24 protein-coding genes are annotated in these 15,182 nt (G+C 54.6%); 2 read left to right on the top strand and 22 right to left on the bottom strand.

Annotation, left to right across the window (positions count from 1 at the left end):
* Positions 1-58: 58 nt before the first annotated feature.
* A complete protein-coding gene (pdaB, locus tag JJB07_RS22530) occupies positions 59-832 on the top strand; it encodes a polysaccharide deacetylase family sporulation protein PdaB (protein WP_201638371.1) in 774 nt (257 codons plus the stop codon).
* Positions 833-852: 20 nt separating this feature from the next.
* Here pdaB and JJB07_RS22535 read toward each other — a convergent pair whose 3' ends face one another.
* Positions 853-1,422 (bottom strand): KinB-signaling pathway activation protein, encoded by a 570-nt coding sequence (locus JJB07_RS22535; RefSeq protein WP_201638372.1) that lies wholly within the window; start codon positions 1,420-1,422, stop codon positions 853-855.
* Between the two features lie 153 nt (positions 1,423-1,575).
* Here JJB07_RS22535 and gerD point away from each other — a divergent pair, with 153 nt between their 5' ends.
* Complete coding sequence (gene gerD, locus JJB07_RS22540; protein ID WP_201638373.1) at positions 1,576-2,409, top strand: spore germination lipoprotein GerD; 834 nt, start codon at positions 1,576-1,578, stop codon at positions 2,407-2,409.
* Between the two features lie 302 nt (positions 2,410-2,711).
* On the opposite strand, the gene JJB07_RS22545 is transcribed toward gerD, so the two are convergent.
* From JJB07_RS22545 to rpsH, 21 genes are all read right to left on the bottom strand, one after another.
* Positions 2,712-3,788 (bottom strand): Mrp/NBP35 family ATP-binding protein, encoded by a 1,077-nt coding sequence (locus JJB07_RS22545; protein ID WP_201638374.1) that lies wholly within the window; start codon positions 3,786-3,788, stop codon positions 2,712-2,714.
* Between the two features lie 45 nt (positions 3,789-3,833).
* Complete coding sequence (locus JJB07_RS22550) at positions 3,834-4,544, bottom strand: N-acetylmuramoyl-L-alanine amidase (protein ID WP_201638375.1); 711 nt, start codon at positions 4,542-4,544, stop codon at positions 3,834-3,836.
* A 106-nt stretch (positions 4,545-4,650) separates the two neighbouring features.
* Positions 4,651-5,043: a 30S ribosomal protein S9 gene (gene rpsI / locus JJB07_RS22555; RefSeq protein WP_201638376.1), complete on the bottom strand. Its 393-nt coding sequence runs from the start codon at positions 5,041-5,043 to the stop codon at positions 4,651-4,653.
* 17 nt (positions 5,044-5,060) lie between these two features.
* Positions 5,061-5,495, bottom strand: a complete 435-nt coding sequence (gene rplM / locus JJB07_RS22560) for a 50S ribosomal protein L13 (RefSeq protein WP_201638377.1) — start codon at positions 5,493-5,495, stop codon at positions 5,061-5,063.
* A 116-nt stretch (positions 5,496-5,611) separates the two neighbouring features.
* Entirely contained in the window at positions 5,612-6,361 is a 750-nt protein-coding gene (gene truA / locus JJB07_RS22565; protein WP_201638378.1) for a tRNA pseudouridine(38-40) synthase TruA, read from the bottom strand.
* An 86-nt stretch (positions 6,362-6,447) separates the two neighbouring features.
* The gene (gene rplQ, locus JJB07_RS22570) at positions 6,448-6,813 is read right to left on the bottom strand and encodes a 50S ribosomal protein L17 (RefSeq protein WP_201638379.1); all 366 of its coding nucleotides are present in this window, start codon (positions 6,811-6,813) and stop codon (positions 6,448-6,450) included.
* 18 nt (positions 6,814-6,831) lie between these two features.
* Entirely contained in the window at positions 6,832-7,776 is a 945-nt protein-coding gene (locus tag JJB07_RS22575; RefSeq protein ID WP_201638380.1) for a DNA-directed RNA polymerase subunit alpha, read from the bottom strand.
* Positions 7,777-7,862: 86 nt separating this feature from the next.
* The gene (gene rpsD / locus JJB07_RS22580; protein ID WP_201638381.1) at positions 7,863-8,495 is read right to left on the bottom strand and encodes a 30S ribosomal protein S4; all 633 of its coding nucleotides are present in this window, start codon (positions 8,493-8,495) and stop codon (positions 7,863-7,865) included.
* 82 nt (positions 8,496-8,577) lie between these two features.
* Positions 8,578-8,985, bottom strand: a complete 408-nt coding sequence (gene rpsK, locus JJB07_RS22585; RefSeq protein WP_201638382.1) for a 30S ribosomal protein S11 — start codon at positions 8,983-8,985, stop codon at positions 8,578-8,580.
* 20 nt (positions 8,986-9,005) lie between these two features.
* Positions 9,006-9,374, bottom strand: a complete 369-nt coding sequence (gene rpsM, locus JJB07_RS22590) for a 30S ribosomal protein S13 (protein WP_201638383.1) — start codon at positions 9,372-9,374, stop codon at positions 9,006-9,008.
* 82 nt (positions 9,375-9,456) lie between these two features.
* A complete protein-coding gene (rpmJ, locus tag JJB07_RS22595; protein WP_018131305.1) occupies positions 9,457-9,570 on the bottom strand; it encodes a 50S ribosomal protein L36 in 114 nt (37 codons plus the stop codon).
* Positions 9,571-9,596: 26 nt separating this feature from the next.
* Entirely contained in the window at positions 9,597-9,815 is a 219-nt protein-coding gene (infA, locus tag JJB07_RS22600) for a translation initiation factor IF-1 (protein ID WP_038092324.1), read from the bottom strand.
* Between the two features lie 46 nt (positions 9,816-9,861).
* A complete protein-coding gene (gene map / locus JJB07_RS22605; RefSeq protein ID WP_201638384.1) occupies positions 9,862-10,608 on the bottom strand; it encodes a type I methionyl aminopeptidase in 747 nt (248 codons plus the stop codon).
* A complete protein-coding gene (locus JJB07_RS22610) occupies positions 10,605-11,255 on the bottom strand; it encodes an adenylate kinase (RefSeq protein ID WP_201638385.1) in 651 nt (216 codons plus the stop codon). Before JJB07_RS22610 ends, map begins: the two co-directional genes overlap by 4 nt.
* Positions 11,256-11,283: 28 nt before the next feature.
* Positions 11,284-12,576, bottom strand: a complete 1,293-nt coding sequence (gene secY, locus JJB07_RS22615; protein ID WP_201638386.1) for a preprotein translocase subunit SecY — start codon at positions 12,574-12,576, stop codon at positions 11,284-11,286.
* Positions 12,576-13,019: a 50S ribosomal protein L15 gene (gene rplO, locus JJB07_RS22620; protein WP_201638387.1), complete on the bottom strand. Its 444-nt coding sequence runs from the start codon at positions 13,017-13,019 to the stop codon at positions 12,576-12,578. Before rplO ends, secY begins: the two co-directional genes overlap by 1 nt.
* A 34-nt stretch (positions 13,020-13,053) precedes the next feature.
* Complete coding sequence (rpmD, locus tag JJB07_RS22625; protein ID WP_201638388.1) at positions 13,054-13,239, bottom strand: 50S ribosomal protein L30; 186 nt, start codon at positions 13,237-13,239, stop codon at positions 13,054-13,056.
* A 15-nt stretch (positions 13,240-13,254) separates the two neighbouring features.
* Positions 13,255-13,752 (bottom strand): 30S ribosomal protein S5, encoded by a 498-nt coding sequence (gene rpsE, locus JJB07_RS22630; protein ID WP_201638389.1) that lies wholly within the window; start codon positions 13,750-13,752, stop codon positions 13,255-13,257.
* 26 nt (positions 13,753-13,778) lie between these two features.
* Positions 13,779-14,147, bottom strand: a complete 369-nt coding sequence (gene rplR, locus JJB07_RS22635; protein WP_201638390.1) for a 50S ribosomal protein L18 — start codon at positions 14,145-14,147, stop codon at positions 13,779-13,781.
* A gap of 41 nt (positions 14,148-14,188) precedes the next feature.
* Positions 14,189-14,728, bottom strand: a complete 540-nt coding sequence (gene rplF, locus JJB07_RS22640) for a 50S ribosomal protein L6 (protein ID WP_201638391.1) — start codon at positions 14,726-14,728, stop codon at positions 14,189-14,191.
* Positions 14,729-14,758: 30 nt separating this feature from the next.
* Positions 14,759-15,157, bottom strand: a complete 399-nt coding sequence (gene rpsH, locus JJB07_RS22645; protein ID WP_201638392.1) for a 30S ribosomal protein S8 — start codon at positions 15,155-15,157, stop codon at positions 14,759-14,761.
* Between the last annotated feature and the right edge of the window lie 25 nt (positions 15,158-15,182).

Genomic DNA, 15,182 nt, shown 5'->3' on the forward strand with positions numbered 1-15,182 from the left:
GACGAGCTTTGCCACAGAGTAAGTACGCGAGATGCTACATACAGGAGGTGTTCCACGCATGCGTGACAAGCACAGATTGAAAAAGGCCGGCGTGTGGATGATGACGGCCGCCCTGTTCGCCGGACTCCTGGTCAGCCCGTCTGTACATCAAGGTACGTCCCTCCCCGCCATGGCAGAACCCGCCACGGGGAAAAAACCGGTCCCTCAAGGGGCCATCTACAAAGTGAACACCGAGAAAAAAATCGTCGCGCTCACCTTCGATATCTCTTGGGGTGAGAAAGCTCCCGGCCCGATCCTCGACATCTTGGAACAAAAGGGCGTGAAAAAAGCGACCTTCTTCCTCTCCGGACCTTGGACCACCACCCACCCGGAGATCGCCAAACGCATCAAGACGATGGGATACGAGATCGGCAACCACGGCAACAAGCACGACGATTTCCCGAAGCATCCCAACGAGTGGATTCAAGAGCAAGTCGGCAAGTCGGAACAATCGATCTTCGACACCACCGGTGTCAAAACGACCCTGATCCGCACGCCCAACGGCGCGTTCGACAAGCGGGTCATTCAAAAGCTGAACACGATGGGCTACACCGTCATCCAGTGGAACACCGATTCGCGTGACTGGATGCGACCGGGCCCGGATAAAATCGTCGACCGCGTGGTCTCCAAAGCAATCCCCGGCGACATCATTCTCATGCACGCGTCCGACTCCGCGCTCCAAACCATCGACGCTCTGCCGCGCATCATCGACGGCTTGCGGGCGAAAGGCTACGAGTTCCTGACGGTCAGCGAACTGCTCTCCAACGCCAACGTCACGTCCAAAGCCGAATAGCTCTTGAAAAAACAAAACCCTCACCGAGCCGGTGAGGGTTGTTGTTTCGTAAGCAATCGCGTGTACATGAAGAGAATGTACAAGTTGCACGCCAGCAAGATAATCCCGACTTGGGTCATCTGCACGAGAGCGCTGGACTTCAACGCGACAAACCACTCCAGGGATGTGAACACATACAGGAAAAACACCGACGGAATGAACGAACGCATCCCGGAGAGACGGCCCTTGAAGTAAGAACCGATCAAGGCGATGGCCAACGGCCACATCGCATATCCGATGTACGGCAACAGCGAGCCCTCTCCACCGGCCATCGTCAGCCAGCGGAAGTACACCATGTCGTAGATCACCAGACCGATCAAGAACACCTGAATCGACACCCAGATGCGAAACGAAACGAAGCTGCGCATGGTGAAGTTCAGCGTGAGATACGCCCAAAAGCCCATCAACGTGGTCGCCGACAGGAACCCGCCGAGCAAGGTGCCGAACACCGGACTCACATGGAACAACCCGGTCGCGGTCGTGATCCCACCGAGGATCAACCCCACCAGCGCCGTGGAGAAAAACAGAGTGAAAAACTTGCGAAGGTTCATAGACTGCCTCCTGCTACATGCGAAACTATGATGTTGAAAAACCTCCCTTATCATATCACAAACACCCAATTGACGATATGTTCCAGAGTATACGTTCCCACAACTGACACACACTACAGTCATACCAATCCTAGCAACAGGGGGTGACGTCCAATGAAACGCCCTTGGAAGATCGGAACGCTGGCCGCCGTGGCGATGGCAATCGCCGTCAGTGGTTGTGGCTCCAAAGGTGGAAGTTCCAGTAGCAGTGGCAGCTCCGACAGTGCTAACGCTCAGCCGACGGAAGCGCGCGCCCAATACAACGAGACCAAGCAGATGGTCTTGGACATATTGCATACCAAGGAAGGGCTCGATACGCTGAAAGACATCGTGCGAGACCCGCAATTCAAACATAGCTTGGCCATCAACGAAGCTGACGTCTCCGTGGCCATGCAAAAAGCGCTGACAGATTCAAGTAGCCATTATACCCTCATGGAACAGATGAAAAACCCGAAGTTCGCCACGGCGATGGCGTCTACGTTCAAGAAGGACAACGAGAAGATCTTGAAAGAGCTGATGAAAGACCCGGAGTATCAAGAGATGATGCTTACGTTGCTCAAGTCACCCGAGTACTCGCGCACGCTCTACGACCTCATGAAAACGCCGGAGTACCGTAAGCAGACGATGGACATCATGACCCAGTCCTTGCAGAACCCGCAGTTCCGACTGATCTACATGGAGCTGATGAAACAAACCATCCAGCAAGGCGTCGAAGAGATGACCCCGAATCAGAAAAAAGCATCCGGTCAAGAACCCACTTCGCTCTCCTCAAGCGGCGGAGGCGAAGGAGACAAGAAGAAAGAAAGCGGCGGCGACCAAGATAAAGAGAAAGAGAAAAAACAAGGTGAAAGCGAGAAAAAGGAAGGCGAAAGCAGCGGCAGCGAGAAGAAAGAAGGCGAAAGCGGCGGAGAAGACTCCGGCGGCGGTGGCGAAGGCGGGAAGAAGTAATCCCGAGCCATATGAAGAAAGCCTCAGGGGTTGAACTACATGGAGTATAGTCACATGTTGCATGGTCACATGTTGCATGGTCACATGTTGCATGGTCACATGTTGCATAGTCACATGTTGCATAGTCACATGTTGCATAGTCACATGTTGCATAGTCACATGTTGCATGGTCACAAGGAGCACAGCTACCTGGAGCACTGGAGCCTAGCTACTTGAACAACGTGCCGTATGGAAAAAGGAGCGAGTGCCTGAGGGCATCGCTCCTTTTTTTGCGTGCTGGTTTTGGGGTACTGGTTTCGCGGTTACTTGCCGGTGGTGACGCCCTGTTCCAGTTTGCGGCCGATGGTCTTCGCGAGGTGTGCGTACGCGAGGCCTTGTGCCGAATCTGCATCGTAGATGCCGTCGCCGGTCTCGTTCGCGACGCCCAACGGGATCTGCGAGAGGAGGTCGGTCTTGAGTTCCAGCGCCAGACGCTCTCCGCCCCCCTTGCCAAAGATGTAGTGCTTCTCCCCTTTGTGTTCGAAGAAGGACATATTCTCCACCACACCGAGGATGTCATGCTGCGTCTGAATCGCCATCGTCCCAACACGAGCTGCGACTTCGGTCGCGTTCTGCTGCGGCGTGGTCACGATGATCTCCTTGGACTTCGGCAAGAGCTGGTGGATGTCCAGCGCCATGTCCCCCGTACCCGGCGGCATGTCCAGCAAGAGCACGTCGATGTCGCCCCAATGCACTTCGGCAAAGAAGTTACGCAACATCTTGCCAAGCATCGGACCGCGCCAGATGACCGGGCGGTTGTCCGGCACGAAGAAATGCATCGAGATAATCTTCACGTCGTGCGCGATGACCGGAAGCAGCAGGTTGTCGATCACCGTCGGCTTTTTATCACCGATCCCGAAGATGCCCGGAATCGAGAAGCCATAGATGTCCGCGTCGATGATGCCCACGCGGAAGCCTTGGCGCGCCATCGCTACAGCGAGGTTCGCCGTCACCGTGGACTTGCCGACGCCGCCTTTGCCGGATGCAACCGCGACAAATTGCGTCTTGGTGTCCGGAGCCAGCAGAGCCGGAGTGATCGCTTCCTCCTCCGATTGACCGCCGCGAAGCACCGAACGGAACTTCGCACGCTCTTCGTCGGTCATCGTGCCGAGTTTGAGATCGAAGGTTTTCAAACCGGCGACGGTGCCGAGTGCTTCGCGCACATCGGAGTCGATCTTGTTGCGCAGCGGGCAACCGCTGATCGTCAACACGACTTCGACGTTGGCATGGTCTCCGTTGATCTCCACTTCACGCACCATGCCCAATTCCACGATGCTTTTATGTACTTCAGGATCTTGCACCGGACGCAGGGCGTCCAAGATCGCTTCTCTCGTTACCATGTGAGAACACCTCCAGTTAAATAAAACATCCCTAGTATACCATTGTTACCGCTGCTTGACATGAGCGTAGTAGCTGACGATCCCTTTGTAGACGCTGAGCGCCAACAACTCCTGATGGGAGTCCTCGCGCAATTGCGCCGCTTCCCCCGGATTGGACATGAACCCGAGCTCCACGAGCGCTCCGGGCTTGTCAGCCCGTTTCAGCACGAAGATGTCGTCACGGCGAATTACTTTGCGGTAGACGCCGAGCGTCTCACGAAACGCCTCTTGGACCTCCGTGGCGAGCACTTTGCTCTCCTCATGCTCTCCATTATACAGCGTCATCGCCCCTGTCGCCGTATCGTCCGTTACGGCGTTGCAATGCAACGAGATCAACAGCCCCGCGTCGCCTTCGCGCACGATGGTAGCTCTCTCCTTTAAGTCTTGACTTTTCCGGCGGCTGTAACCCTTCATTCCCTCAGGTGCCAGATCTCGGTCGTCATCGCGGATCATCACCACATGCGCCCCCGCTTGGGTCAACATGTCGCGCAACTTCCACGCCACTTTCAGCGTCACGTCCTTCTCCACCGAGCCGTCGGCGGCCACCGCTCCGGGGTCTACGCCCCCGTGTCCCGCATCGATGGCGATCACTTCGCCTTTGAGCGGCAACGTCCAAGAAAGGATCGGCTGCGTCAGATACTGCCCGAGCCCCATATACAACCCGATCGCCCCGATCAGAAAAAACACCACCGTCATTCCAAACCGTGCAGTCCGCATGGATGTTTGACCACCTCCAACATTTACAACCTATGCAGACAAGCACAAAAAAAGAAGGACAACCACAGAGTGGTTGTCCTTCTCGTGTCCAGCAGAAAAGCCAAGATTAACGCTTGGAGAACTGCGGAGCGCGACGAGCAGCTTTAAGACCGTATTTTTTACGTTCTTTCATGCGCGGGTCACGGGTCAGGAAGCCAGCTTTTTTCAGAGCGCCACGGAGTTCCGGGTCTGCTTTGAGAAGCGCACGAGCGATACCATGACGGATCGCGCCTGCTTGGCCAGACATCCCGCCGCCTTTTACGTTGCAGAGAACGTCGTACTTACCGAAGGTTTCGGTGAGAACGAGCGGTTGCTTCACGATCAGCTTCAGGGTCTCGAGACCGAAGAAGTTGTCCATGGTGCGGTTGTTGATAACGACATTGCCATCGCCCGGTACCAAACGTACGCGGGATACGGAGTGCTTACGACGGCCGGTGCCCCAGTATTGAACTTGTGCCATTGAAGTCTAACCTCCTCTTACTTCGTTTCCCAAGCGATCGGGTTTTGTGCTGCATGCGGATGCTCAGTACCAGCGTATACACGCAGGTGGGTCAGTTGCGTGCGACCCAGCGAGTTGTGCGGGAGCATACCCTTGATCGCGTTGTAGAGAACACGTTCCGGTTTGGTAGCGAGCATGGTACCAGCGGTGGTTTCTTTCAGACCACCCGGGTACAGGGAGTGGGTACGGTAGAGCTTGTCGGTAAGTTTCTTACCGGTGAAGACGACTTTCTCTGCGTTGATGAGGATTACGAAGTCGCCCATGTCAACGCCCGGGGTGAACTCCGGTTTATGCTTACCGCGCAGGATGTGAGCTACTTCAGATGCCAAACGGCCAACGGTCTTGCCTGCTGCGTCGATGATATACCAGTTGCGTTCTACAGCGTTCGGTTTCGCCATAAAGGTGGTACGCATTGGGAATTTTCCCTCCTAAATTGCTTTGTATTTAATAGCCGGGGCTAGTGGGAGTAGCAAGGGCTGTAAAATACCATTCATAATTCTACCTGAGAAAAGGCTAGAAGTCAAGGTATCTACTCACCATTTTGCGCATAAAATACTTTCCACATCGTGAGCCCTTTTGCCGGTGCGGTCACTCCCGCTTGCGTGCGGTCGCACGCAGCGAGAATGCCCGGAATCTGGTCAGGAGACAGTTTGCCGCGGCCGACGTCGAGCAGGGTGCCCGCGATGATGCGCACCATGTTGTAGAGGAAGCCTTCTCCTCGACAGACGACGGTGAGCAGCGAGCCCTCCTCGATCACTTCAACGTTGTGCAGATGACGGACCTTGTCTACCACCGGCGTATTCGCCGCACAAAAACTCGTGAAGTCGTGACGACCCACGAGGTGCCCTGCCGCTTCCCTCATCGGTTCGAGGCGCAACGGATACGGGACATGATGGCTGTACTTGCGCCAAAACACATCGGTATAAGGGCTTCGGTCGATTCGGTAGCGGTATTCCTTGCCGATGGCGCAGAAACGCGCGTGCCAGTCGTCCGGAACCACCTCTGCGTCCTGAATGACCAAGTCATCCGGGAGCTTCGTGTTCAGCACGATCGGCCACTTCTCGATAGGAATACGCGACGAAGTCGCAAAGTTCACCACCTGACCTCGGGCGTGCACACCGGCGTCGGTGCGCCCTGAACCGATGATGGAAACGGAATGTCCCACGACGTCCTCAATCGTTTTCTGCAACAGGCCTTGCACCGTGCGCAGATTCGGTTGAGTCTGAAAGCCGTGGAACTCCGTGCCGTCATACGCGAGGATCAACTTGATGTTTCGCATCGTTTCTGTCCCCTTTGGATACACAAAACGAGGCTTGCTGGTGCCAGCAAACCTCGTGCGCGTCTCGCATCGTCTCACATTGAAGATTATTCAACGAGTTCGAGGAACACCATCGGAGCACCGTCACCACGGCGCGGGCCGACTTTCAGAATGCGAGTGTAGCCACCTTGACGCTCAGCAAAACGCGGAGCGATCTCGGAGAACAATTTTTGAACGACGTCTTGGTTGGTTTCTGCGTTAGCCAGTTCCGGCATAACGAAGGACGCAACTTGACGGCGAGCGTGCAGGTCGCCACGCTTCGCGAGGGTGATGAGCTTCTCAGCAACACCGCGCAGTTCTTTTGCCTTTGCTTCGGTGGTTTGGATACGCTCGTAGATGAACAGGTCGGTTACCATGCTGCGGAACAGCGCCTTACGGTTACCGGACGTGCGGTTCAGCTTTCTGTATGCCACGCTTGTTTCCCTCCTTCTTTAGTCTTCTTGTCGGAGTGAGAGACCGAGGTCCTGCAGTTTTTCTTGCACTTCCTCGAGAGATTTACGTCCGAGGTTACGGACTTTCATCATCTCTTCTTCCGTCTTGGAGCACAGCTCTTGTACCGTGTTGATACCGGCGCGCTTCAAGCAGTTGTAGGATCGGACGGAAAGTTCCAGCTCCTCGATGGTCATCTCGAGGACTTTTTCTTTCTTGTCGTCTTCCTTCTCGATCATGATTTCCGTATCGCGAACTTTATCGGTCAGGCCAACAAACAACATCAGGTGTTCCGTCAGGATTTTTGCACCCAGGCTGACTGCTTCATCAGGACGAATGCTCCCATCGGTCCAGACTTCGAGAGTTAGCTTGTCATAGTTGGTTACCTGTCCGACGCGGGTATTCTCTACGGTGTAGTTCACGCGTTCGATCGGCGTGTAGATGGAGTCAATCGGAATGACGCCGATCTCCATGTCTTCTCTCTTATTACGGTCAGCCGGGACATAACCACGTCCACCGTTCGCCGTAATCTCCATGAAGAGGCGAGCGCCATCGGCCAGAGTCGCGATGTGGAGATCCGGGTTGAGCACGTCAACATCGGAATCCACACGGATGTCGGCAGCCGTTACGACGCCCGGACCTTCAGCGTCGATCGTCAGCGTTTTTTCCTCGTCGGAATGGATCTTCAGCGAAAGCCGTTTGAGATTGAGGATGATCTCAGTGGTGTCTTCGACAACGCCCGGAACGGTGGAGAATTCATGAAGAACGCCTTCGATCTTCACGGTAGTAGCTGCTGCGCCCGGCAGGGACGACAGCAGAATACGCCGCAGCGAGTTCCCGAGGGTGGTCCCGTAACCTCGCTCCAGCGGTTCCACCACGAATTTTCCGTACGAACCGTTTTCGTTGATTTCGACAGTCTCAATTCTCGGCTTTTCAATTTCAATCATGCACGTAACCCTCCTTCACGACAACTCGAACAATCTGGTGTGAGACCAAGGCTTTGAGGGTGAAGATCTGCCGAGTCACTCAAATCTTAGCGGGAGTAAAGTTCGACGATCATTTGTTCTGCAACAGGAACGTCGATCTCGTCACGTGCCGGTACGCGAACGATACGCGCAGACTTGGTGTTCAGGTCTCTCTCGAACCAGGTCACAACTGCTTTGGATTCAGCAGCTTCAACGAGTTCCTTCACGCGCGGGGACTCGAGGGACTTCTCAGCGAACGAGATAACGTCGCCGACATTGGTCAAGAAGGACGGAATGTCTACGCGTTTGCCGTTCACGAGGAAGTGACCGTGCTTCACGAGCTGACGAGCTTCCGGACGGGAAGCAGCGAAGCCCAGACGGTACACAACGTTGTCCAGACGGCTTTCGAGGATCTGAAGCAGCGTTTCACCCGTAATCCCTTTGCGGCGGGAAGCTTCTTCGTAGTAACCACGGAATTGTTTTTCCAAAACGCCATAGACGCGGCGAGCTTTTTGCTTCTCGCGCAACTGGGTGCCGTATTCGGAAACTTTCTTGCGAGCCGAAGCAGCGCCATGTTGACCCGGTGCATACGCACGACGGTCGATGGCACATTTTTCGGTGTAGCAGCGCTCGCCTTTCAGGTAGAGTTTCACACCTTCACGGCGGCAGAGACGGCATACAGAACCGGTGTATCTTGCCATTCTAGTTTTGACACCTCCTGTTAGGATTATACTCTCGTACCTAAAGTTTCCGGTCGAAAAGATGGGCGAAGCGCCCGCGCAATTACACGCGGCGGCGCTTCGGCGGACGGCAACCGTTGTGCGGGATCGGGGTTACGTCCTTGATCATGGAAACTTCGAGACCTGCTGCTTGCAGGGAACGAATCGCAGCTTCACGACCTGCGCCCGGACCTTTTACAAAGACTTCGCAGGACTTCATGCCGTGTTCCATCGCAGCTTTCGCAGCGGTTTCAGCAGCGAGTTGCGCAGCGAACGGAGTCGATTTACGGGAACCTTTGAAACCGGAACCGCCGGCGGTTGCCCAGGAAATCGCGTTGCCTTGCAAGTCAGTGATGGTGACGATGGTGTTGTTGAAAGTCGACTTGATGTGCGCAACGCCAACTTCGACGTTTTTACGGTCGCGGCGTTTCGTACGGGTAGCGACTTTACCACGTGCTTTGACTTTTGCCATTTGCTAAATTTCCCCCCTTATTATTTCTTCTTACCTGCTACAGTGCGGCGCGGACCCTTACGAGTACGAGCGTTGGTCTTGGTGCGTTGGCCACGAACCGGAAGACCACGGCGATGACGGATCCCACGGTAGGAACCGATCTCGATGAGGCGCTTGATGTTCAGGGCGATTTCACGGCGGAGGTCACCTTCAACCTTAACGGTTTTGTCGATGTACTCACGCAGTTTGTTTACTTCTTCTTCGGACAGATCCTTGACGCGAGCGTCTTTGTTGACGCCGGTTGCTTCGAGGATTTGGTTGGCGGTCTTACGGCCAATGCCGAAGATGTAAGTCAGAGAGATCTCGACGCGCTTGTCGCGCGGAATGTCGATACCAGCAATACGTGCCATGTTCTTGATTACACCTCCCGAGTGTTTGAATCAGTATGATTTATGAAAAACAACGAGCGGCAGCCGCAGCGCAAGTTGCGGATTAACCTTGTTTTTGCTTGTGTTTCGGGTTTTCGCAGATAACCATAACGGCACCTTTGCGACGAATGATCTTGCATTTTTCGCAAATCGGTTTTACAGACGGCCGTACTTTCATCGCGATTTCCTCCTATCCGTAAGTCCTTATTTGTAGCGGTAGGTGATCCGTCCGCGCGTCAGGTCGTACGGAGACAACTCAACGGTCACACGGTCCCCCGGTAGAATTCGGATGTAGTGCATCCGGATCTTGCCAGATACGTGTGCGAGCACTTTATGACCGTTCTCCAGCTCCACACGGAACATTGCGTTCGGGAGGGGTTCAATTACTTTCCCTTCCACTTCGATGACATCGTCTTTCGCCACCTGGTTCACTCCCTTTCGGACTTCATCTGTTAGTCTCGTCACCCAATTATGCCTTGGTGAGTATCTCCGGGCCGTCTTCCGTCACAGCCACCGTGTGTTCAAAGTGGGCTGCGAGGGAGCCGTCCGCTGTAACAACTGTCCAGTTGTCTTGGAGGGTGCGGGTCTTGCTGCTGCCGACGTTCACCATCGGTTCAATCGCCAGCGTCATACCCGTCGCAAGCCGAGGCCCGCGCCCAGAAGGGCCATAGTTGGGGATAGACGGGTCTTCGTGCATCTTTTGCCCGATGCCATGGCCTACGTATTCACGGACGACCGAAAAGCCGTTCGCTTCTACATAGGTCTGGACGGCGTGGCCGATATCGGAGAGCCGGTTGCCGTCGCGTGCTTGATCAATCCCTTGTGCAAGAGACTGTTCCGTCACGTCGAGCAACTTCCGAGCGGTCTCGCTGATTTCGCCGACGCCCCAGGTCCAAGCTGAGTCACCATGGAATCCGTGGATATGCGCCCCGATGTCGATGGAGATGATGTCTCCCTCGTCGAGCACGCGATCCCCCGGAATGCCGTGTACCAACTCATCATTCACAGAAGCACAGATGGAAGCCGGATACCCATGGTATCCCTTGAAGGAAGGAAGCGCACCTTGTTTGCGAATGAAGTCATCTGCAATCTGGTCAAGCTCCTTCGTGGTAATCCCCGGTCGAAGTGCCTGTTGCAACTCCTTGTGAGTCAACGCCACGATCCTTCCGGCATCGCGCATCAGATCCAACTCTACCTTGGACTTACTGACGATCATTCTACACCTCGTAGAATGGAAGAGATTTGGCTGTAGACCTCATCGATGGACTGTTCACCATCAATCGTACGCAGCAGTTCCTTCCCGTCGTAGTGAGCCAGGATCGGTTCCGACTGCTTGATGTTCACATCCAATCGCGTCGCTACCACATCTTCGGTATCGTCCGAACGTTGGAACAGTTCACCGCCACATTTGTCGCATTGACCTTCCGTTGCCGGAGGGTTGAACACGACATGATACGTAGCTCCACAGGACTTGCAGATCCGACGACCTGTCAATCTCGCCAGCAAGTTTTCACGCTTCACGTGCATGTTGATGACGACGTCGATCTTGCGACCGAGGTCGCTCAGCAGTGCATCCAATGCTTCCGCTTGTGCCAGGGTGCGCGGGAATCCGTCAAGCAGGAAACCTTTTACAGCGTCCGGCTTTTGAACACGGTCACGCACGATCCCGATGGTCACTTCATCAGGAACCAGCAGCCCCTGATCAATGAAAGATTTAGCTTTAAGCCCAAGAGGAGTAGATTCTGCAATAGCCGCCCGGAACATGTCTCCAGTGGAGATGTGCGGGATCTCAAACTCGGCTACAATGCGCTCTGCTTGAGTCCCTTTACCTGCACCGGGAAGACCCATAAAGATGACTTGCATTCCTTCATCCCTCCATGGATTCTATCCATTATCGGCTCCGGATAAAACCTTTGTAGTGGCGCTGCAAGAGCTGGCTTTCGACTTGTTTCATCGTTTCCAGTGCAACCCCGACTACAATCAGAAGACCAGTGCCTCCGAAATACATATTCAATCCGGATACATTCATGAAAATGACCGGCAACGCCGCAATCGCAGCGAGGAATACTGCCCCTGCGAGGGTGATGCGGTTCATGACCCGAGTGATAAACATCTCCGTCGGTTTCCCAGGACGGATCCCCGGAATGAAGCCGCCGTTTTTCTTCATGCCATCTGCCATTTGAGACGGATTAATCTGTACAAACGTATAGAAGTACGTGAAGAAGACGATCAGCAACACTTCGAGAGAGACGTACAGGGGATGACCAGCAGCCAAGTTCGCTTTGATCCAGTCGGTTGCCCCGCTTTTCGGCAGAAACTGCGCGATCGTCATCGGGAACGTCAGGAGCGAAGAAGCGAAGATGACCGGGATAACCCCAGAAGCATTTACTTTAAGCGGGATGTGCGTCGATTGACCACCGTATTGCTTCCGGCCGACTACGCGCTTGGCGTACTGAACCGGAACTCGGCGTACACCTTGGTAGATGAACACAATCGCTGCAATGATCAGCACGACGCCGACGATCAGCAAGGCGAGTTTCACGAGAGCCATCCCAATCGGTGCATCAGCTGTGAACCAGCCTGCATAGATTTGGCGCGCCCCGCGCTCTACACCTGCGATGATGCCGGCGAAGATAATGATCGAAATCCCGTTGCCGATCCCTTTGTCGGTGATTTGCTCACCGAGCCACATCAAGAAAGCCGTACCCGCCGTCAGCGTGATCGTGATCAGCGCGTACGAAGTCCAGCTGGTGTCGACCAGAAGTCCGGCGACTGTCCGGCTGAACGTTACCGTGAGACCGAAAGCTTGGATCAACCCGAGCACGATCGTCCCGTATCGAGTGATTTGCGCCAATCTCTTACGGCCAGCCTCCCCCTCTTTTTGCCACTCCTCAAACTTTGGGATAACTCCCATTGCGAGAAGTTGCACGATGATCGATGCCGTGATGTAGGGGGTGATACTCATCGCGAAGATGGAGTAGTTCTGAAGGGCACCCCCGGAGAACGTGTTCAACATCCCAAACAATGGATTGCTGGCTGTTGCCGCGTCCGCCAGTACCTTCGCGTTGACGTTCGGGACCGGGATATAGCTCCCGATCCTGAAGACCAAGATCATCAGCAGAGTGAAGAGAATCCGGTTACGAAGATCGGAGACTTTCCAGATGTTCGAGATCGCCGCGAACATTAGATCACCTCAGCCTTACCGCCAGCTGCTTCGATCTTCTCGATAGCAGACTTGGAGAAGCCACTTGCTTGAACGGTAAGAGCTACGGTGATGTCGCCGTTGCCCAGGATCTTCACGCCGTCTTTGAGCGACTTGATGACCTTAGCTTCTTTGAGCAGTTCCGGGGTAACAACGGTGCCCGCTTCAAACTTGTTCAGTTTGGAGACGTTCACTTCTACGAGTTCGGTAGCGAACACGGAGTTGTTAAAGCCGCGCTTCGGAAGACGACGGAACAACGGAGTTTGACCGCCCTCGAAACCGAGTCGGACGCCACCGCCGGAGCGAGCGTTTTGACCTTTGTGACCTTTACCGGAGGTCTTGCCGGTACCGGAACCGATACCGCGACCCAGGCGCTTGCGGGTGTGCTTGGAACCAGCTGCAGGCTTGAGTTCATGCAGTTTCATGGAGATAGCACCTCCTCTATTATATAGTACGTTCTTATGCTTCGAGTTCTTTGGTCTCTACGAGGTGAGAGACTTTCTTGATCATGCCGCGGATCTGCGGGGTATCGTTGTGGACCACGGTTTGGTTCAGCTTGCGCAGACCCAGGGTCGTAACGGTAACCTTTTGATCTTCCGGACGGCCGATCGGGGACTTCTTGAGGGTGATTTCCAATTTCGCCATTGTAATTTCCCCTCCTTAACCCAGGATTTCTTCCAGCGTCTTACCACGCAGCTTAGCAACGTCTTCCGGGCGCTTCAGGCGCTTCAGACCGTCGATGGTTGCGTGAACCATGTTCATGGAGTTGGAAGAACCGAGAGATTTGGTAACGATATCCTTGACGCCTGCGAGCTCGAGGACTGCACGAGCCGGGCCGCCTGCGATAACACCAGTACCTTCTTTAGCCGGCTTGATCAGGACTTCGCCTGCGCCGAACTTGCCAAGGATTTGGTGCGGTACGGTCGTACCAACGAGCGGTACGTACACAAGGTTTTTCTTAGCATCGTCGATGCCTTTGCGGATTGCATCCGGCACCTCAGCAGCTTTGCCGAGACCAGCGCCTACGTAGCCATTGCCATCGCCAACGATGACAAGTGCGGAGAAGCTGAAGCGACGACCGCCTTTAACGACTTTCGCTACGCGGTTAATCGCAACGACTTTTTCAGACAGTTCGAGAGAGTTCGGATCGATACGCACTGAGTTTTCCCTCCTTCTTGCGAAAATTAGAATTCAAGACCAGCTTCACGAGCTGCGTCAGCGAGTGCTTGGATACGGCCGTGGTAGAGGTAACCTCCGCGGTCGAATACTACTTCTTTAACGCCTTTTTCAATCGCGCGTTTTGCAACCAGAGCGCCGACCTTTTGAGCAGCGTCGATGTTGCCGCCGTGTTCAACGGAACCTTTGAGTTCCGGATCAACGGTGGAAGCAGAAGCCAAGGTAGCACCCGTTGCATCGTCGATCAGTTGAGCGTAGATGTGCTTGGTCGAACGGAATACGTTCAGACGCGGGCGAGCTGCAGTACCCTCAACTTTACGGCGTACACGGACGTGACGACGTTTACGAGCTTTATTCTTGTCACCTTTGGTGATCATCGAGTTTTCACTCCCTTCATGCTACCGATGCATGGTGTTTATTACTTCTTACCGGTTTTACCGACTTTGCGACGAATAACTTCGCCCTCGTACTTAACACCTTTGCCTTTGTACGGCTCCGGTTCGCGCAGGGAGCGGATCTTCGCTGCTACTTGACCAACTTGTTCCTTGTTGATCCCTTTGATCACGATCTTGGTCACAGCCGGGACATCGAATTCGATGCCTGCTTCCGGCTCGATCTCAACCGGGTGAGAGAAACCGAGGGACAGGGTCAGCTTGGTGCCGGACTTCGCTGCACGGTAACCGACGCCCACGAGTTCGAGGTTTTTCTCGAAGCCCTTGGTTACGCCTTCGACCATGTTGCTGAGAACGGTACGGGTGGTGCCGTGCAGGGAACGGTGCAGTTTGTTGTCGGACGGACGTTCAACGACGAGGCTGCCCTCTTCCTGCTTGATGATCATGTCTTTATGGAATTCGCGGGTCAAGGTGCCTTTCGGACCTTTGACGGTGATCACGTTAGCGTTGTTGTTGTACTCAACGCCTTCCGGGAGTGCGATTACTTTCTTACCGATACGAGACACAGTTACACCTCCATTCTTTGAGACAGTTTATTACCAAACGTATGCGAGAACTTCGCCACCGACTTGAGCTTTGCGAGCTTCTTTGTCGGTGAGGATCCCTTGCGAGGTGGAGAGGATCGCGATCCCCAGGCCGCCCAGTACGCGCGGGAGTTCGGTCGATTTAGCGTAAACGCGCAGGCCCGGCTTCGAGATGCGCTTCAGGCCGGTGATGACACGCTCTTGGTTCGCACCGTACTTGAGGAATACGCGGATAACGCCTTGCTTGTTGTCCGGAATGAATTCAGCGTCACGGATGAAACCCTCAGCTTTGAGGATCTCAGCGACTGCTTTCTTCAGGTTGGAACCCGGGATCTCAACTTTTTCGTGGCCCACGGTGTTCGCGTTCCGGATACGGGTCAGCATATCAGCGATCGGGTCAGTCATAACCATTGTGAAAGTACCTCCTTCCCTAACG

It is taken from the genome of Tumebacillus amylolyticus, from assembly GCF_016722965.1.
In the GTDB taxonomy this organism is placed as follows: Bacteria; Bacillota; Bacilli; order Tumebacillales; family Tumebacillaceae; genus Tumebacillus; species Tumebacillus amylolyticus.